Origin of the sequence: Streptomyces achromogenes subsp. achromogenes (assembly GCF_000720835.1) — a bacterium.
Classification (GTDB): domain Bacteria; phylum Actinomycetota; class Actinomycetes; order Streptomycetales; family Streptomycetaceae; genus Streptomyces; species Streptomyces achromogenes.
This window is the reverse complement of sequence record NZ_JODT01000016.1, coordinates 58,804-81,453: the sequence shown is the minus strand read 5'-3', so window position 1 is coordinate 81,453 and position 22,650 is coordinate 58,804. Positions and strand designations below refer to the sequence as shown.

The window sequence follows — 22,650 nt, the reverse complement described above, 5'->3', positions numbered from 1 at the left end:
TGGCTTTCCCGCCGCAGGTAGGGGCAGGATGCTCCCCCAGGGACCATGTCCCTCCGGGGGCACCCCCAAGGGCGCGAGCGCATCGGCATCGCAGTGCCTCGGGCGGCACCGCCGCCGCGTGGCACACCCCAACGGCAAGAAAAATACGGGAGTAACAACATGAACCGCAGTGAGCTGGTGGCCGCGCTGGCCGACCGCGCCGAGGTGACCCGCAAGGACGCCGACGCCGTGCTGGCCGCGTTCGCCGAGACCGTCGGCGAGATCGTCGCCAAGGGCGACGAGAAGGTCACCATCCCTGGCTTCCTGACCTTCGAGCGCACCCACCGTGCCGCTCGCACCGCGCGCAACCCGCAGACCGGCGAGCCCATCAACATCCCGGCCGGCTACAGCGTGAAGGTCACCGCCGGCAGCAAGCTCAAGGAAGCCGCCAAGGGCAAGTAAGCGCTCCGCTGCGAGCGTCGTCTCAATCGAGCGCCGCGGGTGACTGCCGGTCCGGTGTGGCCGGTCGCGCAGTTCCCCGCGCCCCCTTGGGGCGCGGCCCAGCCGAGAACGTCAAAGGGGCGGCCCTCCTGCACAGGAGGGCCGCCCCTTCGTCATGCCCGGATCGTCAGCCGAGCGCCTTGCCCGGGAGCTCGACCTTCGCGCCCAGCTCGACGAGCTTGTCCATGAAGTTCTCGTAGCCGCGGTTGATCAGCTCGATGCCGTGGACGCGGGAGGTGCCCTCGGCGGCGAGGGCCGCGATGAGGTACGAGAAGCCGCCGCGCAGGTCGGGGATGACCAGATCGGCGCCCTGGAGCCGGGTCGGGCCCGAGACGACCGCGGAGTGCAGGAAGTTGCGCGCGCCGAAGCGGCAGGCGGAGCCGCCCAGGCACTCGCGGTAGAGCTGGATGTGCGCGCCCATCTGGTTCAGCGCGGAGGTGAAGCCGAGCCGGGACTCGTAGACCGTCTCGTGGATGATGGACAGGCCCGTGGCCTGGGTCAGGGCCACCACCAGCGGCTGCTGCCAGTCCGTCTGGAAACCGGGGTGCACGTCCGTCTCCAGGGCGATGGACTTCAACTGCCCGCCGGGGTGCCAGAAACGGATGCCCTCGTCGTCGATCTCGAAGGCGCCGCCCACCTTGCGGTAGGTGTTCAGGAACGTCATCATCGAGCGCTGCTGGGCGCCGCGGACGTAGATGTCGCCGTTGGTCGCGAGCGCCGCCGAGGCCCAGGAGGCGGCCTCCAGGCGGTCCGGCAGGGCGCGGTGGGTGTAGCCGGACAGCTTGTCCACACCGGTGATGCGGATCGTGCGGTCGGTGTCCATCGCGATGATCGCGCCCATCTTCTGCAGCACGCAGATGAGGTCCTCGATCTCCGGCTCGACGGCCGCGTTGGACAACTCCGTGACGCCCTCGGCCAGTACGGCCGTCAGCAGCACCTGCTCGGTCGCGCCGACGGACGGGTACGGCAGCCGTATCTTCGTGCCGCGCAGCCGCTGCGGGGCCTCCAGGTACTGCCCGTCGGCCCGCTTCTCGATCGTGGCGCCGAACTGCCGCAGCACGTCGAAGTGGAAGTCGATGGGCCGGCCGCCGATGTCACAGCCGCCGAGACCGGGGATGAACGCGTGGCCGAGACGGTGCAGCAGCGGGCCGCAGAAGAGGATCGGGATGCGGCTGGAACCCGCGTGGGCGTCGATGTCGGCGACGTTGGCGCTCTCCACACGCGTCGGGTCCAGCACCAGTTCGCCCGGCTCCTCGCCCGGACGGACCGTCACCCCGTGCAGCTGGAGCAGGCCGCGGACGACGCGCACGTCACGGATGTCCGGAACGTTGCGCAGTCGGCTCGGCTCGCTGCCCAGCAGGGCGGCGACCATGGCCTTCGGCACGAGGTTCTTCGCACCGCGGACACGGATCTCGCCCTCCAGCGGGGTTCCGCCGTGGACAAGCAGGACATCGTCGTTGACGGTCATGAATCTCGCGTTCCGATGAGTTGGTCAGGGGCCGGCCGATCACTGTGCGCAGGGGCCGGGAAGACAGGGTAATCGCCGATTACCCCCCTCCCGTAAGCCCAGTGCCCGGCCAGACCGTCATAGCTGTGTCACAACACGAACCGTTCCCTTTCGGGCACATGGGGTCACCGGCGGTCCGGGTGTGCGCCGGGGGCGTGTCCCGGTTCCGACCTGCTTCACCTCCGTGCCCCCGATTGGCTCCCCACACCCGGGGAAGATGCGGGATCATGTCTGGCATGACCGAGGTGTCCTCGCTCACAGGGCGGCTGCTCGTGGCCACTCCCGCCCTGGCGGACCCGAACTTCGACCGTGCGGTGGTGCTCCTCCTCGACCACGACGAGGAGGGTTCCCTCGGTGTCGTCCTGAACCGTCCCACCCCCGTGGTCGTCGGGGACATCCTGGAGGGCTGGGCCGACCTGGCCGGCGAGCCCGGTGTGGTCTTCCAGGGCGGCCCGGTGTCGCTGGACTCGGCGCTGGGCGTGGCGGTCATCCCGGGCGGCGCCGACGGCGACCGGGCACCGCTCGGCTGGCGGCGGGTCTACGGCGCGATCGGCCTGGTGGACCTGGAGGCCCCGCCGGAGCTGCTCGCCTCGGCCGTGGGCAGCCTGCGGATCTTCGCGGGGTACGCGGGCTGGGGCCCCGGCCAGCTGGAGGACGAGCTGGTGGAGGGCGCCTGGTACGTGGTGGAGTCCGAGCCGGGCGACGTGTCCTCGCCGGCCCCGGAACGGCTGTGGCGCGAGGTGCTGCGCCGCCAGCGCAGCGAGCTGGCGATGGTGGCCACGTATCCGGACGACCCTTCGCTCAACTGATGCGTGTGAGCTTCAGTACCCTGGCTGTTATGAGCACTCTCGAGCCCGAGCGCGGGACTGGTACGGGGACCCTCGTAGAGCCGACGCCGCAGGTGTCCCACGGTGACGGCGACCACGAGCGCTTCGCCCACTACGTCCAGAAGGACAAGATCATGGCGAGCGCCCTCGACGGCACCCCCGTCGTGGCGCTGTGCGGCAAGGTCTGGGTGCCGGGCCGCGACCCGAAGAAGTACCCCGTCTGCCCGATGTGCAAGGAGATCTACGAATCCATGGGCAGCGGCGGCGACGACAAGGGCAAGGGCGGCGACAAGTAGGTCCCCGGCCCGGCCGGAGACGGGTGAGGTCCCCGGGAGGCGCTTGTGGCGCCTCCCGGGGATCTTCGTGTTCTCCGGCCGTCGACTGGTCCAGACCTCTTGTGGGGACCCGGCGCAGTGCCTAGCCTTCGAGGTGCCGCTTTGTGCAACGACCGTTGCGCATACTGCAACGACCTCCCCAGGGGGCTGAGGACGTGGAACTGATTCCGGCGCCGCGCGCCGTCGAGGAGCCCACCGGACCGGGCGTGCCGCTCGGTCCCGGCACCACGCTGTGGGCCGCCGCGGGCACCGAACGCACCGAACGCTGGCTGCGCGCCACCCTGGGCGCGGCCCTGAACCTGCCGCTGCGCCCGGGGCCGCCGGACGCCCGCGACGGCGTACGGCTGCTCCTGGACGACACCCTGGCCCCCGAGGCGTACCGGCTCACCGCCCGCGCCGGGGACGGGGTGGAGATCCGCGGCGGCGGCCCGGCCGGCGTGTTCTGGGGCGCCCAGAGCCTGCGCCAGCTGCTCGGCGCCGACGCCTTCCGCCGTGCCCCCCTGCGCCCGGCCGCGGCGCTCTCCGTGCCCGCCGGGGCCGTCGAGGACGCCCCGCGCTTCCGCTGGCGCGGTCTGCTCCTCGACGTCGCCCGGCACTTCATGCCCAAGGAGGGCGTGCTGCGCTATCTGGACCTGATGGCCGCGCACAAACTCAACGTCCTGCACCTGCATCTGACGGACGATCAGGGCTGGCGGATCGAGATCCGGCGCTATCCGAAGCTGACCGAAATCGCCTCCTGGCGTTCGCGGACCAAATTCGGCCACCGCGCCTCCCCGCTGTGGGACGAGAAACCGCACGGCGGTTACTACACCCAGGACGACATCCGGGAGATCGTCGCCTACGCCGCCGAGCGGCACATCAGCGTCGTCCCCGAGATCGACGTACCGGGCCACTCGCAGGCCGCCATCGCCGCGTACCCCGAACTCGGCAACACCGACGTCGTCGACACCGCCGCCCTCTCCGTCTGGGACACCTGGGGCATCTCGTCCAACGTGCTCGCCCCCACCGACACCACCCTGCGCTTCTACGAAGGGGTGTTCGAGGAGGTCCTGGAGCTGTTCCCCGCCGACGCCGCCGAGTTCTCCGCGTTCGTGCACGTCGGCGGCGACGAGTGCCGCAAGGAGCAGTGGACCGAGTCCGTCACCGCCAAGACCCGCATCGCCGACCTCGGCCTCACCGACGAGGACGCCCTCCAGTCCTGGTTCATCGGGCACTTCGACGCCTGGCTCGCCGCGCGCGGGCGCCGCCTCATCGGCTGGGACGAGATCCTGGAGGGCGGGCTCGCCCCGGGCGCGGCCGTCGCCTCCTGGCGCGGCTACGCGGGCGGCGTCGCCGCCGCGCGGGCCGGCCACGACGTGGTCATGTGCCCGGAGCAGTACGTGTACCTGGACCACCGGCAGGCCCCCGGCGACGACGAACCGGTGCCCATCGGCTTCGTGCGCACCCTGGAGGATGTCTACCGCTTCGAACCGGTGCCGGCCGGGCTCACCGAGGAGGAGGCCCGGCACGTGCTGGGCACCCAGGCCAACGTGTGGACCGAGGTGCTGGAGGACTCCGCGCGCGTGGACTACCAGGCCTTCCCCCGCCTCGCCGCGTTCGCCGAGGTCGCCTGGAGCCCGCTGCCCGCCCCGGCCGACCGGGACTACGCGGACTTCGAACGCCGGATGAGCGTCCACTACCGGCGACTTGACGCCCTCGGCGTCGCCTACCGGCCGCCCACCGGACCCCGCCCGTGGCAGCGCCGCCCCGGCGTGCCCGGCCGCCCGATCGAGGGACCGCCTCCCAGCCGCTGACCGCACGGCACCCCGGACCCGCCCCGCCCCGACCGGCCCCTTCCCGCCCTTGCCCGCCCCGAACAAGTACCGGAAAAACCCCGGCAGTATCACCGAAGAGTGGCAATCCGCCCGCACCGGTGATGCCGTGCGAAACCGGACCAACCCCCCGGTGAGGTGGGCGAAAGCCTCCTAGCGGACCCCCGCGTTCGGGCGTTGCGAAGATGTGCCAGAGTTGCGTCGTCCGCCCTGTCAGCACGTACCGTACGGCAACACAGGCGGGACCAGGTGGGGCAGCGGGAAGGGGCAGCCGGTTTGACCACGCACGCACCGCGGACGGCACAGGCCGTCACGTTGCCCACGACGCTGGACGAGGCGGTGGCGGCCCTCGCGGCCATGCCCACCGCCGTCCCCGTGGCGGGCGGCACCGACCTGATGGCCGCCGTCAACTCCGGCCAGCTCAGGCCCGCCGCGCTGGTGGGACTGGGCCGCATCAGCGAGATCCGCGGCTGGCAGTACCAGGACGGCCACGCACTGCTCGGCGCGGGCCTCACCCACGCGCGCATGGGACGCCCCGACTTCGCGGCCCTCATCCCGGCGCTCGCCGCCGCCGCGCGCGCCGCCGGCCCGCCGCACATCCGCAACGCGGGCACCCTGGGCGGCAACATCGCCTCCGCCGCCCCCACCGGGGACGCGCTGCCGGTGCTGGCCGCCCTGGAAGCGACCCTGGTCATCGCGGGCCCGGGCGGGGCCCGCCGGGAGATCCCGGTGTCGCACCTGCTGGCCGGCGTGGAGATGCTGCGCGGCGGCGAACTCATCGGCTACGTCCGCGTACCGCTGCTGCACGCCCCGCAGGTCTTCCTCAAGGCCACCGGACGCACCGGCCCGGGCCGCGCGCTGGCCTCCGTGGCCCTCGTGCTCGACCCCGCCCGGCGCGGTGTGCGCTGCGCCGTGGGTGCCATAGCGCCGATGCCGCTGCGGCCCCTGGAGGCCGAGCAGTGGATCGCGGGACTCATCGACTGGGACAACGACCGCGCCCTCGTCCCGGAGGCCCTGCACGCCTTCGGCGAGTACGTCGCCGCGGCCTGCATCCCCGACCCGGCCCCCGAACCCGACGGCACGGTGGTCCCGCTCCCGCCCGCCGTACTGCACCTGCGGCGCACCGTCGCCGCGCTGGCCCGACGAGCACTGGGGAGGGCGCTGTCGTGACCGACGACCAGCACGGAGAGGGCACGCCCCAGGGCGGCGGACGCTGGGATCCGCTGCCCCAGGGCGACTACGACGACGGCGCCACCGCCTTCGTCCAGCTCCCCGAGGGGGGCATCGACGCCCTGCTGACCGGCGACAGCCCGCTGGCGGCGCCGGGCCACGGCTACGTACCGCCGCCGATCACGGCCGCGCACACCGAGGACACGGCCGGCTGGCCGGTGCCCGAGGACAGCCGGTGGCCCGACCCGAACGCCGCGCCGGCCTCTGCGCACGCCGCGGACGACCGGTTCACCTACGAGCCCGGTGCCACCCAGCAGTGGACCTTCGAGGAGCCCGCGGCACCGGCCGCCCCCGGGCACGACGTCACCGGGCAGTGGTCCATCCCCGTCGCGGGGGGCGAGCTTCCGGACGAGTCGGGCGAGTACACCACGTCCTCGCTGGTCGAGCAGTGGGGCGGCACCCCGCCGGCCACCCTGCCCGGCGGCGCCCCGGCCCCCTGGGCCACCCCCCGCCCCTGGGACACCCCCGACCCCGCCGCGACCCACCCGTCGGGCCCGGGACCGGAGACGTACGGCCCCGAGCCGGGGTACGGCCACGGACCCGCCGCGCACGGCGAGGGGTACCCGGACGGCCACGGGGGTGGCTACGGGGACGCCGGGCACGCGGAGGGCGGTCACGAGGGCACCGGGCACGGTGGTGCGGGTTACCCGGAGGCCGGGCAGTCGGGTGACGGTTACGCGGACGCCGGGCAGTCCGGTGACGGTCATGAGGGTGCCGCCGGGCATGTCGCGGGTGGCGACGAGGGTGTGGGGCCCGCGGGCGCGGGTTACCTCGACGCCGGGTACGACGAGGGTGCCGCGGGGCATGCCGGTGCGGGTCATCCGGAGGCCGGACACGTCGAGGGCGGTCACGGGGACGCGGGTCACGCCGGGCACGCCGGGTACACCGACGGCGGTCACCTCGGCGCCGGCCCCGCGGAGGCGGGGCACGCCGAGCACGGTCGCGTAACCGGGGACGCCCACGCCGGGCACGCCGACGCGACCCACGGCGACACCGCCGTACCGGTGCCTCCGCCGACCGGCCCCGGCGCGGCGCCGGAAGCGGACGCCCACGGCCTCGCGGAAGCCCCCGAGCGCCCTGCGGAAGCCCCCGCGGGCCACGAACAGCCCACCGACCCGGCCCCCGCGTCCGGGCCCGCCACAACGGCGGCCACGGCCGCCCCGGAGGCCCCCGGGGACCCGGTGACGACGGCCCACCCGGCGGAACCCGCCGACACGGCCGCCGAGACCACGGCCGCCGTCGAGACGGCCGCCGCCGCGGCCACGGGTGCCGTCGATCCCGCCGGCACCGCGGAGCAGCCGGCCGGGACCGCCGTACCCGAGACCGCCGTACCCGAGACCGCCGTACCCGAGGCCGCGGCGCCCTCGGCCCCGGCGGAACCCGCCGAGACGCCCGCCGCCGAGCCGTCCGAGGCCGACGGCGCCACGGACACCGCCCCGCCGGCCCCGGAACCGCGAGACGACCAGGAAACCCAGGAGACCCAGGAAACCCCGGACGCTCAGGAATCCCAGGACTCACAGGACTCCCAGGACGCACAGGAACCCCGGGAGGCCGTACCCGACGGCGCCGAAGAGCCCCCCGCCGCGCCGCTGCCGCCGCACGACGACCACCCGCTCGCCTCCTACGTCCTGCGGGTCAACGGCACCGACCGGCCGGTCACGGACGCCTGGATCGGCGAGTCGCTGCTCTACGTGCTGCGCGAACGGCTCGGTCTGGCGGGCGCCAAGGACGGCTGCTCGCAGGGCGAGTGCGGGGCGTGCAACGTCCAGGTGGACGGCCGGCTGGTGGCGTCCTGCCTGGTCCCGGCGGTCACCACGGCCGGCAGCGAGGTCCGCACGGTCGAGGGCCTGGCCGTGGACGGCCGGCCCTCCGACGTCCAGCGCGCGCTGGCCCGCTGCGGCGCCGTGCAGTGCGGCTTCTGCGTGCCCGGCATGGCGATGACCGTGCACGACCTGCTGGAGGGCAACCCGGCGCCCAGCGAGCTGGAGACCCGGCAGGCCCTGTGCGGCAACCTGTGCCGCTGCTCGGGCTACCGGGGCGTCCTGGAGGCCGTCAAGGAGGTCGTCGCCGAGCGCGAGGCGTCCCACGCCGCCCCCGGGACGGACCCGGACGAGGCGCGCATCCCGCACCAGGCGGCCCCCGGCTCCGGCGGCGTCCACCCGTCGGCCTTCGAGGCCCCCGGCGCGTTCGCCGCCCCCCGGCCCCCGGAGCAGTACGACACGCCGGACCCGTACGGCACCACGCCCCCGGGACCGCAGGACCAGCAGCACTACGGCCAGGACGGAGGCCAGGCGTGAGCAACGAAGCCGGCATCGCGACCACCGCCCCGGAACCCGCCCCCGAGGCCGAGCCGTCGCCGCACGGCCTCGGCGTCTCCCTGCCGCACGCCGACGCCCGCGCCAAGACCGAGGGCACCTTCCCCTACGCCGCCGACCTGTGGGCCGAGGGCCTGCTGTGGGCGGCCGTACTGCGCTCCCCGCACGCGCACGCGCGCATCGTCTCCATCGACACCACGCACGCGCGCGAGATGCCCGGCGTCCGTGCCGTCATCACCCACGAGGACGTCCCCGGCACCCCCCGCCACGGCCGCGGCACGCCCGACCGGCCGGTGTTCGCCTCCGACGTCGTACGCCACCACGGCGAGCCCATCGCGGCCGTGGCCGCCGACCACCCGGACACCGCGCGGATGGCCGCCGCCGCCGTCATCGTCGAGTACGAGATCCTCGACCCCGTCACCGACCCGGAACACGCCTTCGAGGCCGAGCCGCTGCACCCCGACGGCAATCTGATCCGGCACATCCCGCTGCGCCACGGCGACCCGGAGGCGGTCGGCGAGGTCGTGGTCGAGGGCCTGTACCGCATCGGCCGCCAGGACCCGGCCCCCATCGGCGCCGAGGCCGGCCTCGCCGTGCCGCGCCCGGACGGCGGGGTGGAGCTGTACCTGGCCTCCACCGACCCGCACACCGACCGCAACACGGCCGCCGCCTGCTACGGCCTGTCCCCCGATCGGGTGAAGATCGTCGTCACCGGGGTGCCCGGCGCCACGGCCGACCGCGAGGACCAGGGCTTCCAGCTCCCGCTCGGCCTGCTCGCGCTGCGCACCGGCTGCCCGGTGAAGCTGACGGCGACCCGCGAGGAGTCCTTCCTCGGCCACGCCCACCGCCACCCCACCCTGCTGCGCTACCGCCACCACGCCGACGCCGAGGGCCGGCTGGTCAAGGTCGAGGCGCAGATCCTGCTGGACGCGGGCGCGTACGCCGACACCTCCGCCGACGCCCTGGCCGCCGCCGTCTCCTTCGCGTGCGGCCCGTACGTCGTCCCGAACGCGTTCATCGAGGGCTGGGCCGTCCGCACCAACAACCCGCCCTCCGGCCACGTGCGCGGCGAGGGCGCCATGCAGGTCTGCGCCGCCTACGAGGCGCAGATGGACAAGCTGGCGCGGAAACTGGGCGTGGACCCGGCCGAGCTGCGGCTGCGCAACGTCCTGGCGACCGGGGACGTCCTGCCGATCGGCCAGACCGTGACCTGCCCGGCGCCGGTCGCCGAACTCCTCCAGGCGGTCCGGGACTTCCCGCTGCCCGCGCTGCCGAAGGACACGCCCGAGGAGGAGTGGCTGCTGCCCGGCGGCCCCGAGGGCGCGGGCGAACCGGGCGCGGTGCGCCGGGGCGTCGGCTACGGCCTGGGCATGGTGCACATGCTGGGCGCGGAGGGCGCCGACGAGGTGTCCACGGCCACGGTCAAGGTCCACGACGGGGTGGCCACCGTGCTGTGCGCCGCCGTGGAGACCGGCCAGGGCTTCACCACGCTGGCCCGGCAGATCGTTCAGGACACCCTCGGCATCGAGGAGGTCCACGTTGCGCCCGTCGACACCGACCAGCCGCCGGCCGGCGCGGGCTGCCGGGGCCGGCACACCTGGGTGTCGGGCGGCGCGGTGGAGCGCGCGGCGAAGATGGTCCGCACCCAGCTCCTCCAGCCGCTCGCGCACAAGTTCGGCATGTCGACGGAGCTGCTCCAGATCACCGACGGCAAGATCACCTCGTACGACGGGGTGCTGTCGACCACCGTCATGGAGGCGCTGGAGGGCAAGGAGCTGTGGGCCACGGCCCAGTGCCGCCCGCACCCGACCGAGCCGCTGAACGCCTCCGGGCAGGGCGACGCCTTCGTGGGCCTCGCGTTCTGCGCGATCCGCGCGGTGGTGGACGTGGACGTCGAGCTGGGCTCGGTGCGGGTGGTGGAGCTGGCGGTCGCCCAGGACGTCGGCAGGGTCCTCAACCCGGCCCAGCTGGCGGCCCGGATCGAGGCCGGCGTCACCCAGGGGGTGGGCATCGCCCTCACCGAGAACCTGCGCACGCCCCGCGGCCTGGTCCGCCACCCCGACCTGACCGGCTACGCCCTCCCGACCGCCCTGGACGCCCCCGACATCCGGATCGTCAAACTGGTCGAGGAACGCGACGTGGTCGCCCCCTTCGGCGCCAAGTCGGTCAGCGCGGTCCCGGTGGTGACGGCCCCGGCGGCGATCGCCTCCGCGGTACGCGCCGCCACCGGCCGACCGGTCAACCGCCTCCCGATCCGCCCGCAGGCGGCGGTGGCCGCGGACCGATGAGCACACCGCCGGGCGACCGGGACGAGCCGCGCCGCGTTCCCTCGTCCGGCGGGCCGCGCTCTGTGGCTTCGTCCGGCGAGCCGCGTTACGAACCCCCTCCCGGGCCGGGCAGGCTGGCCCTGTGGATCCTGCTGTTCGCCGTGGCGGCACTGGCCGTTGTCCTCGGTGGGGTCTACTTCACCTGAGCCGGCCGGTGTGCGGGCTGCCGGACGCCGGTCCGGCCGGGCAGGCAACGTGCCCGGCCCGGCCAACGTCTTGCCTGATGGCGGCCGTTGTCAGTGGGGCGGCGTAGGCTGCGAAGCGGTGGGGGTACCTGCCCGGGGCCGCGTACGACGGTGTGCGCGGGCCCGTCACGCACGGGGAAGATCGCGGGGGAGCGATGAGCACGACCGACGCCGGGGTTCCGGCGATCACGCTGACCGAGGCGGAACTGGACCGCTACGTCACCCACGCGCCGACGCGCGGCCTGCTCACGGCCCCCGGCCTGCCCGCGGTGACCGACCTGCTGACCTTCTCACCGCTGCGCACGCACGGCCTGCGCACCCTCGCCGACGCCGCCGACGGCCCCCTGCGCCTGGCGGAGGAGCTGCGCGGCCGGCTGGTCATAGGCGAACTGCTCACCCCGGCCGGGCTGGAGCGCGAGTCGATCCTGCTCGACGGCGCCACGGGGGAGCTGACCACGGCGTTCCTGCGGGACCCGTACGACGCGCGCCCCTTAGCGTCCTCCCTGCACACGCTGCTGCGCTTCGCGGCGGTCACCGAGGAACTGGCGGGCCTGCGCGGCCGGTTCGCGTCCCTGGCGGGCCAGTACGGCCCGCGGACGGTGACCGAGGCGTCCCGCCGCCTCCTCACCCTCTTCGAGGAGGACGCGAACGGCGAGGTCCCGCCGTACTGGAAGGCGGCGGCCCTGATCCGTCCCCTCGCCCTCGTCGCCGGCCCCGGTACGGCGTCGGGGCTCGCCGTGGACGTGCCCGCGCGGGTGCTGGACCAGGAGTTCGGGCACGGCAGGGTGACCCGGTTCGAGGAGGTCGACTTCCCGCCGACGCTCACCCACGAGCCGACGCGCCGCTTCCTGCGCGAGACGGGACTGCCGGAGTCGGCGGTCCTGTACCAGGCCGACACGGACGCCCCGCTGCCCACGCTCCGGGAGTACTTCACCGAGGAACGCCCCGACCGCCCGGTCACCGACCTCCCGGCCCACTGCGACCACCTGATCCGCCTCGGCCGCCTCAGGGAGGAGACCAGCGTGGTGGTGGACGGCAGAACGGGCGCGGTCCTGACCTTCAGCGAACCGGACGGGACGCTCCACCCTCTCAACACCGATGTCTCCACCCTGGCGTTCACCCTGTGGCTCATCCATCACGAGCGCACGATCGACACCCACCTGAACCACGAACTGGCCACCCACGCCTACGACCACCTGGTCGCCCTCATGCTCCACACCCTGGAGTCCCTGGACCCCACAGCCACCCTCCCGGAAACGACCTGGCACTACTGGACGCACGCGTTCCAGGACGAGACGGGCGGGGTGCTGTGACGCGGGCCCCGGTCAGACCTCCCCGCCCGTGACGGTGCCGATCATGTCGATACCGCCCATCTCATGGAGGGAGGTCGGCAGCCCGAGAGTCCCGCACTGATTCCCCGGACTGCCGACGGGCAGGGCGACACCGAGCCCCGCGAGACCACCGCCGTTCCGCACGGTGCCACCCCCGGCGTGCGGCCCGCCGAGGTTGGCACAGACGTTGTCGAAGGCCGCGTTGCCGAACCCGATGACAGAGGTGGCCCCCGCGGGCACCGCACCACCACCGAGAACCCCGACGACCGCGCCGAGCAGGGCCATGCAGCCCTTGACCTGAGTACGCTTCATACCCATCCCGACGCGCACCGGCCCGGAGCAGACACGAGAGCTACGTTCCGACGGCCCCGGTCACGCGGCGGCCTTCTGCCGGGCCATCTCCCGGGCCCGGTCGTTCAGCTCCCGCGCCTTCGCGTTCTTCAGGTACGGGCGGATGCGCCGCCGCATGATGTCGAAGTGTTCATCGGCCCGCGATGAGCTGAGGGTCGCGTAGTCGTCCAGGAAAGCGTGCCAGGTGGCACACGCCGCCTCGATGTGCCCGACCTCGAACTGCCGCTGGGCCAGCAGTCCGTTGGCGTGGGCGTTGCCCTGCTTCTCCTTGGGCGGACGTACCCGGTTCGATGCCTGCATGGCCGTGATCGACCCGGGGACATCGCCGAGGGCGTGCAGAACGGCGGACTGGTGGAAGAAGTAGGCGGCCTGGTCATAGCCCCCGATGGCGTCCCGCCGGTTGTCCGCCTTCGACAGGGCGGCTTCGGTCTCCTTGAGCCGCGTGAAGGCCTGCCGCCGGTCGCCGACCAGCGCGGCCCCGTGCGCCTGCTGCCCCCGTAGGAAGGCGACGAGGCGCGGACCGGCGGAGGGTGCCGCCTCCGCGGCGGAGTCCGCCAGTTCCAGAGCCTTGTTCGCGTGCCGGAGGTTGGCGGCCTGGAGCGCCATGCCCCGCAGGGTGCGGCAGTACGTCACTTGATCGTCCGCCGCTTTCGCCAGGCCCAGCGCCTGCCGGTAGTACCGCTGGCCGAGGCCGTGCGCGCGCTCGTACATGGCCATCCACCCGGTCAGGTAGACCAGATCGGACGCGGCGGCCCGCATGTCGTTCTTCACGGCATCGTGGCCATCGGCCCGGAGGTACGAGGCGACCGAGTTCACGATGAACGCGGCGGCCATGGGCCGCGCGTGCGCGCCCCCCAATTCGTCGAGGATGTCGGCGATCTTGTCCGTCATGCTCCGGACCACGGCAACGTCCCCGGGGCCGATGCGGACGGTTCGGCCGGCGGCTTGGTGCTCCAGCCGGTCCAGCGTCTCTTCTGCGTCGTCGAAACGCGGTACCGCCAGCGTGGCCGAGTAGAGCGCGGTCGTCAGGACCGTGCGGCGCGATGGGTCCATGTCTGCCCTTCCGGTGTGAACCAGACCCTCAATGGTGTTCAGGTCGTGCTCGCCTGTCGCTACGTCCGATCCGGTCACGGTGGCGGATGAGCCGAGTCCGGCTTCCTCAAGGGTGACGGGGCGCCCGATACGGCGGGCCAAGGCCTCGATGACGACAGGGCGGACGTACTTCCGGGGCATCGTGCCGTCGAGCCAGTGCTTCACGGAGGACTCGTCGTAGGTCAGCCGAAGCCCCCGCTCGGCACCGGTCCGGTTCACGGCCGATGCCAGTTGCCCGTACGTCCAGTCGGCTCCGTCGAGCAACCGGGCGAGGCTTTCGTTCGGCTGGCGCTTCGGCATGTCGACCACCCTCCGCGAACTCGAAGTTCAAGTCGTTCAAGTTCTGCCCCGGCTCCCACCGTACCGCTGTGGGCGACGACTTGGTTGCGTAGAGCTACAACGTCGGTGAGAGGCGAGGAATGCGAGCGAACCAAGTCGTACGGGCGGCCGTATGAGGCGGCGGACCTATCCCGGCCCGCCGGTCGATCTGCCACTGGACGGATGGCTGTACGAGGCCAGGCCGGAGCCCGGTTGTGCCCGGTGCGCGGAGCTGAAGGCGCGACTCGACCGTGCCACGCGGCGGGGCGAGGCGAGCGCGCGCTTCGAGGCGGCCCGCGCCATCCGGCAGTGCGCACACGAGACCGCCGAGTGAGCACGGCGGCGGAACAGACGAACCGGCCTTGATCCTCCGCTCCCGATCCCGGCCGGAATTCCGCTCGTCCTACGCCGGCCCGAGAGCCGGCAGAGGAGCGGTCACAAGCGCCCACCCCTCGGTCTTGATCTTCGCGGGACCGGACCGAGGGGTGGGTCGGCAAGTGCACAACGGCCGTGGGAAGGCCCCTCGGCCGCAGCTTGAGAGAGGCAGAAGCCCATGACCCTCAAGGAAGCACTCGGCAGGAAGGCTACCGCGCGAGGTGGTGGCGACGACGGCGGCCACGGGTCCGACAACACGGACATCGAGGACGGCGACGGCCAGGGAGGCTCCGGCTCTCCCGGTCACCTGCACGTCTCCTGACCTGCCTGCCAATTCCCGAAGGGCGTCCTCCGGTTCCGGCCGGGGGACTGCCCCTGCTCAGAGAGTCACGCGATGCATCTCCTGGTGGTCGACTGGGACTACTTCTTTCCGACTCCCACAGCCGGAGCGCCGGTTGGCGCGGACGCGCACTTGTACGCCTGGCCCGCGGCCGAGGACGCCGTACATGTCGAAATGATCTGGCTCCGGCGCGTGCGCGCGTTCCTGGAGGCCGGTGTACCCCTGCCGTACTGCGAGGGCTTCTTCGGCTTCTGGGACCGGTTCGGCTTCTCCCCGGACGCGACCCTCTTCTACGCCGACTCCAACGCGTGGGCCGGACAGCTCTTCCCTTCGAACCTGGGCGGGACCGGGCCGTGGGAATCGGTACACCTGTACGACGCTCACCACGACTGCGGCTACCCGCCGGACCACCGCACCTTTGAGGAGTGGACGGCCAAGGGCCCCATCTCCGCCGAGAACTGGCTCCTCGCCCACTACTGGCATGGATCGAAGGTGTACGTCCACTTCCCACCGTGGCGGGAGTCCATGACGAGACCCGCCGAGCGCCCCCTGATCCCGGTGCCCATGGCCATTGACGACGGCCGTCCACCAGGCGTTGCCTTCGACGCCGTGTTCGTGTGCCGCTCCGGGGCGTGGGTACCGAGCTGGTGCGACGAACAGTTCGCCACCTTCCTCGCCCGCTGCCCCGCCGCCCGCCGCGTCGAGATCCCCCAGAACCTCTGGAACCAGCCCCGCCCGGATGTCCTGCGCATGGCGGAACTGGAACGGAGGATGAAGGGAGCACGGCAGCGGTAACGACCGGACCGCGTGGGCCTAGGTCAGCACCAGCCAGCGGTGGCCGTCGATCAGTTCGCGTGCCACGTCCAGGTGGCCGGCGTGGCAGGCGGTCTCGGTGATGACGTGCAGGAGAACGTCACGCAGGGTGTGCAGGTGCGGTTCGCCGAACAGGTCGTGGGGCCACCAGGCCAGGGGGGCGTCGGCAGGGGTCGCGGTGATGACGGCGTCGGCGAGCTTCGCCTCCTGCCGGTACCGGTCGAGCACGTCACGGGCGGGCACGTCCGGTGCCACCCTCCAGGCCTCGTCACCGCTCGTCAGTCCCTCGATGACCTCCTCGTCACCGGCGACGACGGCGCGGAACCAGAACCGCTCCACGTCCAGTGTGAGGTGCTGGACCAGCCCCAGGCAATGCCAACCGGACGGCAGCACGGGCCGCCGCAGGGCCGTCGCGCCGAGCCCGTCGAGAATGCCGAGCACGTGCCGTCGCTGTCCGTCCAAGGCCCGGAGAAGCGCGCCGACTTCATCGCCCGGATCGGTTTCTCTCGAATGTCCGGTCACGGTCACCAGGGTCTCTCAATCCGCCCCCGCCCTGGGATGGTTTCCGGTATCCGGGCATCTGACCGATGGAGGTGGTGCGCTGCCCGGCCGACCACCCGCCAGTGGTCGGCCGTAGCGCCGGTGTGGAGGCCGTGGCGGGAATCGAACCCGCGTAACTCGCTTTGCAGGCGAGTCCCTGAACCACTCGGGCACACGGCCGTGTTGTGTTGTCGTTCTCGGTCGCGGTGGGGCGTTGCGGCCGTGTTGGTGAGATGAACGTACGGGGTGGGGTGGGCGGGGCTCAAGGGGGGCGCGGGGGGTGCAATGTGACTGCCATATGCCGTTCATGAAGGGGTGGCGGGCGTACGACCAAGGGATGAGGGGAGGTGGGGCTCCTGACAGGGGCCAAAGTTGGTTGTGGGTCTTACCCTGACGGGCATGAGCGCCCTCGAATCCCGTGATCCCGCTGTCCTCGATCCCCCGGCCGGGCAGGCGTCCGGCGTGTTGAGCCGGGCGTACCGGGCGCTCAGTGTCGGGATCGTGTCCGTCGTCGTGCTGATCGCGTTCGAGGCGACCGCCGTGGGGACGGCGATGCCGGTCGCCGCACGCGAGCTGGACGGCGTGGCGCTGTACGCGTTCGCCTTCTCCGGGTACTTCACGACCAGCCTCTTCGGCATGGTGCTCGCCGGGCAGTGGTCCGACCGGCGCGGCCCGCTCGGCGCGCTGACCACCGGCATCGCGGCCTTCGCCGCGGGCCTCGTCGTCGCCGGGACCGCGCAGGCCATGTGGGTGTTCATCCTCGGCCGGGCCGTGCAGGGCCTCGGCGGCGGACTGGTCATCGTCGCGCTGTACGTCGTCGTGGGCCGGGCCTACCCCGAGCGGCTGCGGCCCGCGATCATGGCCGCGTTCGCCGCCGGGTGGGTCGTACCGTCCATCGTCGGCCCCCTCGCCTCCGGTGCCGTCACCGAGCAGCTCGGCTGGCGCTGGGTGTTCCTCGGCATACCGGTCCTCGTCGTGTTCCCGCTCGCCCTCGCCCTGCCCCAGATACGCCGGCGGGCGGCGGGCCCGGTGGACGAGCGGGCCGGTGCCGCCGCCTTCGACCGGCGACGGATCCGGCTCGCGCTCGGGATCTCCCTCGGCGCCGGGCTCCTGCAGTACGCCGCCCAGGACCTGCGGCCGCTCTCCCTGCTCCCCGGGCTGGCCGGGGCGGCCCTGCTGGTCCCCGCCGTCCTCGGACTGCTGCCCCGGGGCACCTACCGGGCCGCCCGCGGTCTGCCCTCCGTCGTGCTGCTGCGCGGGCTGGCGGCCGGGTCCTTCATCGCCGCCGAGTCCTTCGTCCCGCTGATGCTGGTCACCCAGCGCGGTCTGTCGCCGACCCTCGCCGGGTTCTCGCTCGCGGCCGGCGGCGGCACCTGGGCGCTGGGCTCGTTCGCGCAGTCCCGGCCGCGCCTGGCGCCGTACCGGGAGCGGCTGATGACCCTGGGCATGGTGCTGGTCGCCGCCGCGATCCTGACCGCGCCCAGCGTGCTGATCCACTCCGTTCCCGTCTGGACCGTCGCCGCCGCGTGGGGCGTCGGCTGCTTCGGGATGGGGCTGGTGATCTCCTCCACCAGCGTGCTGCTGCTGAAGCTGTCCGCCCCCGAGGAGGCCGGCACCAACTCCGCCGCGCTCCAGATCTCCGACGCCCTGGCCAACGTCGTCCTGCTGGCGGCGGCCGGCGCGGCCTTCGCGGCCCTGGGCGGGGGCGGCACCGCCGCCACCACGGCGGGTGACGGCGGCCGTCCCGCCGCCTTCGCCGCCGTCTTCCTGCCCATGGCCGCGGTGGCGCTGGTGGGCTCCTGGGTCACGACGCGGCTGCGGGAACGTACCGCGCGGCCGAAGTGACCGGTGGTGGTCACGGGGCCGCTGTGATGTCGCTCCCACCCGGGGGCGGCCCCGGCTCGTTCGCGCCGTGCCCGCGGGGCGGCGCCGGTAGGGTGGCCCGGTTGTCGTACGTAGCCGCCCGACCCTGATCCACGGAGACCGTGACTACCACCGCCGCATCCTCCGCCACCTCCGCTTCCTCCCATCACCTCTCGCCCGCCTTCCCGGGCCGGGCCCCCTGGGGTACCGCCAGCAAGCTGCGTGCCTGGCAGCAGGGGGCGATGGAGAAGTACATCCAGGAGCAGCCGCGCGACTTCCTCGCCGTCGCCACCCCCGGCGCCGGCAAGACGACCTTCGCGCTGACCCTGGCGTCCTGGCTGCTGCACCACCACGTCGTGCAGCAGGTCACCGTGGTCGCTCCCACCGAGCACCTGAAGAAGCAGTGGGCCGAGGCCGCGGGCCGGATCGGGATCAGACTCGACCCGGAGTACAGCGCGGGCCCGCTCGGCCGGGAGTACGACGGTGTCGCCGTGACGTACGCCGGTGTGGGCGTCCGCCCGATGCTGCACCGCAACCGGGTCGAGCAGCGCAAGACCCTGGTGATCCTGGACGAGATCCACCACGCCGGTGACTCCAAGTCCTGGGGCGAGGCGTGCCTGGAGGCCTTCGAGCCGGCCACCCGGCGTCTGGCGCTGACCGGTACGCCGTTCCGATCCGACACCAACCCCATCCCCTTCGTGACGTACGAGGAGGACAACGCGGGCATCCGGCGCTCCGCCGCCGACTACACCTACGGGTACGGCTCCGCGCTCGCGGACGGTGTCGTCCGGCCGGTGATCTTCCTTTCCTACAGCGGCAACATGCGCTGGCGCACCAAGGCCGGTGACGAGGTAGCCGCCCGGCTCGGCGAGCCGATGACCAAGGACGCGGTCAGCCAGGCCTGGCGTACGGCCCTCGACCCGCGCGGCGACTGGATGCCGAGCGTGCTGCGCGCCGCCGACCAGCGGCTGACCGAGGTCCGCAAGGCCATCCCGGACGCGGGCGCGCTCGTCATCGCCTCCGACCAGGACTCCGCGCGCGCGTACGCCAAGCTCATCCGGGAGATCACCGGCACGAAGGCCACGCTCGTGCTCTCGGACGACGCCGGCGCCTCGAAGCGGATCGACGAGTTCAGCGCGAGCGACGACCGGTGGATGGTCGCCGTGCGCATGGTGTCCGAGGGCGTCGACGTGCCGCGGCTCGCGGTCGGGGTGTACGCCACGACGATCTCGACGCCGCTGTTCTTCGCGCAGGCCGTCGGGCGTTTCGTACGGTCCCGGCGGCGCGGCGAGACCGCGTCCGTGTTCCTGCCGACCGTGCCCGACCTGCTGACCTTCGCCAACGAGATGGAGAAGGAACGGGACCACGCCCTCGACAAGCCGAAGAAGGAGGGCGAGGAGGACCCGTACGCCGAATCCGAGAAGGAGATGGAGGAGGCGAACAAGCAGCAGGACGAGGACACCGGCGAGCAGGACATGCTGCCGTTCGAGGCGCTGGAGTCCGACGCCGTGTTCGACCGGGTGCTCTACGACGGCGCCGAGTTCGGCATGCAGGCCCACCCCGGGAGCGAGGAGGAGCAGGACTACCTGGGGATTCCGGGGCTGCTGGAGCCCGAGCAGGTGCAGTTGCTGCTGCAGAAGCGGCAGGCCCGGCAGATCGCGCACAGCCGGAAGAAGCCGGACACGGAGGCCGACCTGCTGGAGCTGCCGGCCGAGCGGCGGCCGGTGGTGACGCACAAGGAGCTGATGGAGCTGCGGAAGCGGCTGAACACCATGGTCAGCGCGTATGTGCACCAGAGCGGGAAGCCGCACGGGGTGATCCACACCGAGCTGCGGCGGGTGTGCGGGGGGCCGCCGAGCGCGGAGGCCACGGCGGGACAGCTGCGGCAGCGGATCGCCAAGGTGCAGGAGTGGGCGACCCGGATGAAGTGACGGCCGCCGCCCCAGGAGTTCTCCCGCCCCCCGGCTCGGCCGGCTGAGCCCTCGCCGCCACGGCGCTCCACGCCCCGGACCCCGGGGATGGGGTGCGTGGGTGTGGGCAGGGGGAGCGGCGGGCGAGCGGTCGCCGTCGCGGAGCTTCGCCCCCGGACCCCGGGGGCGAGGTGTGCGGGCGGGCTGCCGGGAGGTGGGCGGGGGGTCCGGCTCGGCGGCTGAGCGGCCACCGCCACGGGGCTCCGCCCCGGCCCCGGCCCCGGAGGCGGGGTGCGGGGGCGGGGGCGGGGCACGGTGACGGGACACCCTCCCCGGTCCTCCCCGCCGGAGCGCCCTCCGTTCGACTCGGTTTCGATGCCCCCCGGTGTGCGTATCCGGACGAATACAGCCAGGCCGGATCTGCCCTTGCCCGGATTCTGGACTGAGACTTCCGCTCAGCGAACCCGCTTCGCTACTGTCCGGCTACGCACACGCCCCGTGGCAGCGCCGCCGCGGAGCGCAGCCGTGAAGCGACAGGGCCTGGAGCCGCCGGGCCGTCCTGCCGATCGGCGGCCTCTGAAGCGCGTCGCCGACGGGACTCGGTGACGCATCCGCCGCTCAGGGACCCGCCGACCTCACCGCCGAAGGAGTGGGCGTCGTGACCGCGGAGACCTCCCAGACGCTCGACCGGGGACTGCGCGTCCTCAAGCTGCTGGCCGACACGGACCATGGGCTGACCGTCACCGAGTTGTCCACCAAACTGGGCGTGAACCGGACCGTCGTATACCGGTTGCTCGCCACCCTCGAACAACACGCCCTCGTACGACGGGACTTGGGCGGCCGGGCCCGGGTCGGGCTCGGAGTGCTGCGACTCGGCCGGCAGGTGCACCCGCTGGTACGCGAGGCCGCGCTGCCCGCCCTGCGGTCCCTCGCCGAGGACATCGGGGCGACCGCGCACCTGACGCTGGTGGACGGCACGGAGGCGCTCGCCGTCGCCGTGGTCGAGCCGACCTGGACCGACTACCACGTGGCGTACCGGGCCGGGTTCCGGCACCCCCTCGACCGGGGAGCCGCGGGCAGGGCCATCCTGGCCGCGCGCCAGTCGCCGTCCGCCGACCCCGGCTACACCCTCACCCACGGCGAACTGGAGGCCGGCGCGAGCGGGGCCGCCGCGCCCCTGGTCGGGGTCACCGGCGTCGAGGGCAGCGTGGGCGTGGTGATGCTGGCCGACGCCGTACCCGACCGGGTCGGTCAGCGGGTGATGGAAGCGGCCCGCGAGGTCGCGGAAGCACTGCGCTGACCGCGGCGCCCGGACACGGCGAGGGCCCCCGCGGCCCTCACGTTAGATTGATGGCGTGCTCTCACGTCTCACACGCCCCCAGGCCCTCGCCGTCAGCGCGCTGCCCGTCGTGGCCCTGCTCGCCACGGCGGTGTTCGCGCCGCTGCCGTTCTCCGTGGCGCAGCCCGGCTCGACGGCGAACGTGCTCGGCGAGAACCAGGGCACCCCGGTGATCACGGTCTCCGGCACGCCGACCCGGAAGACCAGCGGGCAGCTGCGGATGACCACGATCGTGGCGACCGGCCCGGACGCCCGGGTCTCCCTCGGCGACGTGGTCGGCGACTGGTTCCGCACCGACCGGGCCGTCATGCCGCGCGACTCGGTCTATCCGCAGGGCGACACCGTCAAGGAGATCGAGAAGCACAACCTGGCGCAGATGCGCGAGTCCCAGGACTCGGCGACCCAGGCGGCGCTGAAGCACCTCGGGCTCAGCGCGGACAAGGTGAAGGTCACGCTGCGCCTCGCCGACGTGGGCGGGCCCAGCGCGGGCCTGCTGTTCAGCCTCGGCATCATCGACAAGCTGGACGGCGACGGCAGCGGCGGCGACCTCACGGGCGGGCGCACCATCGCCGGTACGGGCACGATCGACGGCTCCGGCAAGGTCGGCGCGGTCGGCGGGGTGGGCCTGAAGACCCAGGCCGCGCGCCGGGACGGGGCGACCGTGTTCCTGGTGCCGAAGGCGGAGTGCGCCGAGGCCGGGGCCGAGCTGCCCGAGGGGCTGCGCCTGGTGCCGGTGACCACGCTCAAGGGCGCCGTCGACGCCCTGGTGGCCCTGGAGAAGGGCAAGGGCCCGGTCCCGAGCTGCTGATCCCCCCGGCGGAACTCCGGCGGCGCGACTCCTCACCACCCGTCACGCCCCCGCCGGTCGCCCCTCCCGCGCCGCCTGCTCCACCAGCGGGATCACCCGCAGCGGTACCGGCGTCTCCATCACGATCGTCGTGGAGGCCCGGACGATGCCGTCGAAGCCCACCACCCGGTCGATCACCCGTTGCAGATCGGCGTTCGAGCGGGCCACCAGCCGGCACAGCATGTCGCCGCTGCCGGTGGTGGTCAGCAGTTCCAGCACCTCCGGCACGGTCGCCAGGTGCGCGCGCACATCCGCGCCCTGGCCCTGGCGGATCTGGAGGGTGGCGAACGCGGTGACCGGGTAGCCGAGGGCCGCCGGGTCCACCTGGGGGCCGAAGCCCCGGATGACCCCGTTCGACCGCAGCCGGTCCAGCCGGGCCTGCACGGTGCCCCGCGCGACCCCCAGCCGCCGGGACATCTCCAGCACGCCGATGCGCGGTTCCTCGGCCAGCAGCACGATGATCCGCCCGTCAAGATGATCGATTGCCACGGGTCCCCCTGTGATGGTCATCCTG

At 73.2% G+C, this 22,650-nt stretch carries 21 protein-coding genes and 1 tRNA gene; 16 read left to right on the top strand and 6 right to left on the bottom strand.

Annotation, left to right across the window (positions count from 1 at the left end):
- Positions 1–159: 159 nt before the first annotated feature.
- Complete coding sequence (locus IH25_RS0117500) at positions 160–441, top strand: HU family DNA-binding protein (RefSeq protein WP_023550134.1); 282 nt, start codon at positions 160–162, stop codon at positions 439–441.
- Positions 442–607: 166 nt separating this feature from the next.
- Here IH25_RS0117500 and murA read toward each other — a convergent pair whose 3' ends face one another.
- A complete protein-coding gene (gene murA, locus IH25_RS0117495; RefSeq protein WP_030610523.1) occupies positions 608–1,948 on the bottom strand; it encodes a UDP-N-acetylglucosamine 1-carboxyvinyltransferase in 1,341 nt (446 codons plus the stop codon).
- A 275-nt stretch (positions 1,949–2,223) separates the two neighbouring features.
- Here murA and IH25_RS0117490 point away from each other — a divergent pair, with 275 nt between their 5' ends.
- From IH25_RS0117490 to IH25_RS0117460, 8 genes are all read left to right on the top strand, one after another.
- A complete protein-coding gene (locus IH25_RS0117490) occupies positions 2,224–2,796 on the top strand; it encodes a YqgE/AlgH family protein (RefSeq protein ID WP_030610520.1) in 573 nt (190 codons plus the stop codon).
- A 29-nt stretch (positions 2,797–2,825) separates the two neighbouring features.
- Positions 2,826–3,110, top strand: a complete 285-nt coding sequence (locus tag IH25_RS0117485; protein WP_030610517.1) for a DUF3039 domain-containing protein — start codon at positions 2,826–2,828, stop codon at positions 3,108–3,110.
- A gap of 194 nt (positions 3,111–3,304) precedes the next feature.
- On the top strand, positions 3,305–4,942 hold the full coding sequence (locus tag IH25_RS0117480) for a beta-N-acetylhexosaminidase (protein WP_037655100.1): 1,638 nt from the start codon (positions 3,305–3,307) through the stop codon (positions 4,940–4,942).
- A 294-nt stretch (positions 4,943–5,236) separates the two neighbouring features.
- Positions 5,237–6,130: an FAD binding domain-containing protein gene (locus tag IH25_RS0117475; protein ID WP_030610511.1), complete on the top strand. Its 894-nt coding sequence runs from the start codon at positions 5,237–5,239 to the stop codon at positions 6,128–6,130.
- Positions 6,127–8,487, top strand: coding sequence for a (2Fe-2S)-binding protein (locus IH25_RS0117470; protein WP_030610508.1), 2,361 nt, complete (start codon positions 6,127–6,129; stop codon positions 8,485–8,487). Before IH25_RS0117475 ends, IH25_RS0117470 begins: the two co-directional genes overlap by 4 nt.
- Positions 8,484–10,793 carry a xanthine dehydrogenase family protein molybdopterin-binding subunit gene (locus tag IH25_RS0117465; RefSeq protein ID WP_030610506.1) on the top strand — a complete coding sequence of 770 codons (2,310 nt, stop codon included), beginning with the start codon at positions 8,484–8,486 and terminating at the stop codon, positions 10,791–10,793. Before IH25_RS0117470 ends, IH25_RS0117465 begins: the two co-directional genes overlap by 4 nt.
- Positions 10,790–10,978: a hypothetical protein gene (locus IH25_RS41215; protein WP_157846982.1), complete on the top strand. Its 189-nt coding sequence runs from the start codon at positions 10,790–10,792 to the stop codon at positions 10,976–10,978. Before IH25_RS0117465 ends, IH25_RS41215 begins: the two co-directional genes overlap by 4 nt.
- A gap of 194 nt (positions 10,979–11,172) precedes the next feature.
- On the top strand, positions 11,173–12,330 hold the full coding sequence (locus IH25_RS0117460; RefSeq protein WP_030610503.1) for an SUKH-4 family immunity protein: 1,158 nt from the start codon (positions 11,173–11,175) through the stop codon (positions 12,328–12,330).
- 12 nt (positions 12,331–12,342) lie between these two features.
- Here IH25_RS0117460 and IH25_RS37575 read toward each other — a convergent pair whose 3' ends face one another.
- The gene (locus IH25_RS37575) at positions 12,343–12,660 is read right to left on the bottom strand and encodes a hypothetical protein (RefSeq protein WP_037655098.1); all 318 of its coding nucleotides are present in this window, start codon (positions 12,658–12,660) and stop codon (positions 12,343–12,345) included.
- Between the two features lie 60 nt (positions 12,661–12,720).
- Positions 12,721–14,091, bottom strand: coding sequence for a hypothetical protein (locus IH25_RS0117450; protein WP_030610500.1), 1,371 nt, complete (start codon positions 14,089–14,091; stop codon positions 12,721–12,723).
- A 151-nt stretch (positions 14,092–14,242) separates the two neighbouring features.
- Between IH25_RS0117450 and IH25_RS0117445 the strand changes: the two genes are divergently transcribed.
- From IH25_RS0117445 to IH25_RS0117440, 3 genes are all read left to right on the top strand, one after another.
- On the top strand, positions 14,243–14,443 hold the full coding sequence (locus IH25_RS0117445; protein ID WP_030610496.1) for a hypothetical protein: 201 nt from the start codon (positions 14,243–14,245) through the stop codon (positions 14,441–14,443).
- Between the two features lie 219 nt (positions 14,444–14,662).
- Entirely contained in the window at positions 14,663–14,806 is a 144-nt protein-coding gene (locus tag IH25_RS41210) for a hypothetical protein (RefSeq protein ID WP_157846981.1), read from the top strand.
- 72 nt (positions 14,807–14,878) lie between these two features.
- Complete coding sequence (locus IH25_RS0117440; RefSeq protein ID WP_157846980.1) at positions 14,879–15,619, top strand: hypothetical protein; 741 nt, start codon at positions 14,879–14,881, stop codon at positions 15,617–15,619.
- Between the two features lie 18 nt (positions 15,620–15,637).
- On the opposite strand, the gene IH25_RS0117435 is transcribed toward IH25_RS0117440, so the two are convergent.
- Entirely contained in the window at positions 15,638–16,159 is a 522-nt protein-coding gene (locus IH25_RS0117435) for a DinB family protein (RefSeq protein WP_209445326.1), read from the bottom strand.
- Between the two features lie 123 nt (positions 16,160–16,282).
- A tRNA-Cys gene (locus IH25_RS0117430) sits at positions 16,283–16,357 on the bottom strand.
- 219 nt (positions 16,358–16,576) lie between these two features.
- On the opposite strand from IH25_RS0117430, the gene IH25_RS0117425 reads away from it, so the two are divergent.
- The 4 genes from IH25_RS0117425 to IH25_RS0117410 all read left to right on the top strand — a co-directional run bounded on the left by IH25_RS0117425 (position 16,577) and on the right by IH25_RS0117410 (position 22,097).
- On the top strand, positions 16,577–18,022 hold the full coding sequence (locus IH25_RS0117425; RefSeq protein WP_030610487.1) for an MFS transporter: 1,446 nt from the start codon (positions 16,577–16,579) through the stop codon (positions 18,020–18,022).
- 140 nt (positions 18,023–18,162) lie between these two features.
- Positions 18,163–19,971, top strand: coding sequence for a DEAD/DEAH box helicase (locus IH25_RS0117420; protein ID WP_030610484.1), 1,809 nt, complete (start codon positions 18,163–18,165; stop codon positions 19,969–19,971).
- 637 nt (positions 19,972–20,608) lie between these two features.
- The gene (locus IH25_RS0117415) at positions 20,609–21,250 is read left to right on the top strand and encodes an IclR family transcriptional regulator (RefSeq protein WP_030610481.1); all 642 of its coding nucleotides are present in this window, start codon (positions 20,609–20,611) and stop codon (positions 21,248–21,250) included.
- Positions 21,251–21,305: 55 nt separating this feature from the next.
- Positions 21,306–22,097 carry a S16 family serine protease gene (locus IH25_RS0117410; protein ID WP_030610479.1) on the top strand — a complete coding sequence of 264 codons (792 nt, stop codon included), beginning with the start codon at positions 21,306–21,308 and terminating at the stop codon, positions 22,095–22,097.
- A gap of 42 nt (positions 22,098–22,139) precedes the next feature.
- Here IH25_RS0117410 and IH25_RS0117405 read toward each other — a convergent pair whose 3' ends face one another.
- On the bottom strand, positions 22,140–22,625 hold the full coding sequence (locus IH25_RS0117405; protein WP_030610476.1) for an Lrp/AsnC family transcriptional regulator: 486 nt from the start codon (positions 22,623–22,625) through the stop codon (positions 22,140–22,142).
- Positions 22,626–22,650 lie beyond the last annotated feature (25 nt).

What these genes read in the sequence shown, in the direction of transcription:
- IH25_RS0117425 (WP_030610487.1), top strand. Translation starts at nt 16,577, where the DNA reads ATGAGCGCCCTCGAATCCCGTGATCCCGCTGTCCTCGATCCCCCGGCC.
- IH25_RS41215 (WP_157846982.1), top strand. Translation starts at nt 10,790, where the DNA reads ATGAGCACACCGCCGGGCGACCGGGACGAGCCGCGCCGCGTTCCCTCG.
- IH25_RS0117445 (WP_030610496.1), top strand. Translation starts at nt 14,243, where the DNA reads ATGAGGCGGCGGACCTATCCCGGCCCGCCGGTCGATCTGCCACTGGAC.
- IH25_RS37575 (WP_037655098.1), bottom strand. Translation starts at nt 12,660, where the DNA reads ATGAAGCGTACTCAGGTCAAGGGCTGCATGGCCCTGCTCGGCGCGGTC.
- murA (WP_030610523.1), bottom strand. Translation starts at nt 1,948, where the DNA reads ATGACCGTCAACGACGATGTCCTGCTTGTCCACGGCGGAACCCCGCTG.
- IH25_RS0117460 (WP_030610503.1), top strand. Translation starts at nt 11,173, where the DNA reads ATGAGCACGACCGACGCCGGGGTTCCGGCGATCACGCTGACCGAGGCG.
- IH25_RS0117440 (WP_157846980.1), top strand. Translation starts at nt 14,879, where the DNA reads ATGCATCTCCTGGTGGTCGACTGGGACTACTTCTTTCCGACTCCCACA.
- IH25_RS0117450 (WP_030610500.1), bottom strand. Translation starts at nt 14,091, where the DNA reads ATGCCGAAGCGCCAGCCGAACGAAAGCCTCGCCCGGTTGCTCGACGGA.
- IH25_RS0117490 (WP_030610520.1), top strand. Translation starts at nt 2,224, where the DNA reads ATGACCGAGGTGTCCTCGCTCACAGGGCGGCTGCTCGTGGCCACTCCC.
- IH25_RS0117500 (WP_023550134.1), top strand. Translation starts at nt 160, where the DNA reads ATGAACCGCAGTGAGCTGGTGGCCGCGCTGGCCGACCGCGCCGAGGTG.
- IH25_RS41210 (WP_157846981.1), top strand. Translation starts at nt 14,663, where the DNA reads ATGACCCTCAAGGAAGCACTCGGCAGGAAGGCTACCGCGCGAGGTGGT.
- IH25_RS0117485 (WP_030610517.1), top strand. Translation starts at nt 2,826, where the DNA reads ATGAGCACTCTCGAGCCCGAGCGCGGGACTGGTACGGGGACCCTCGTA.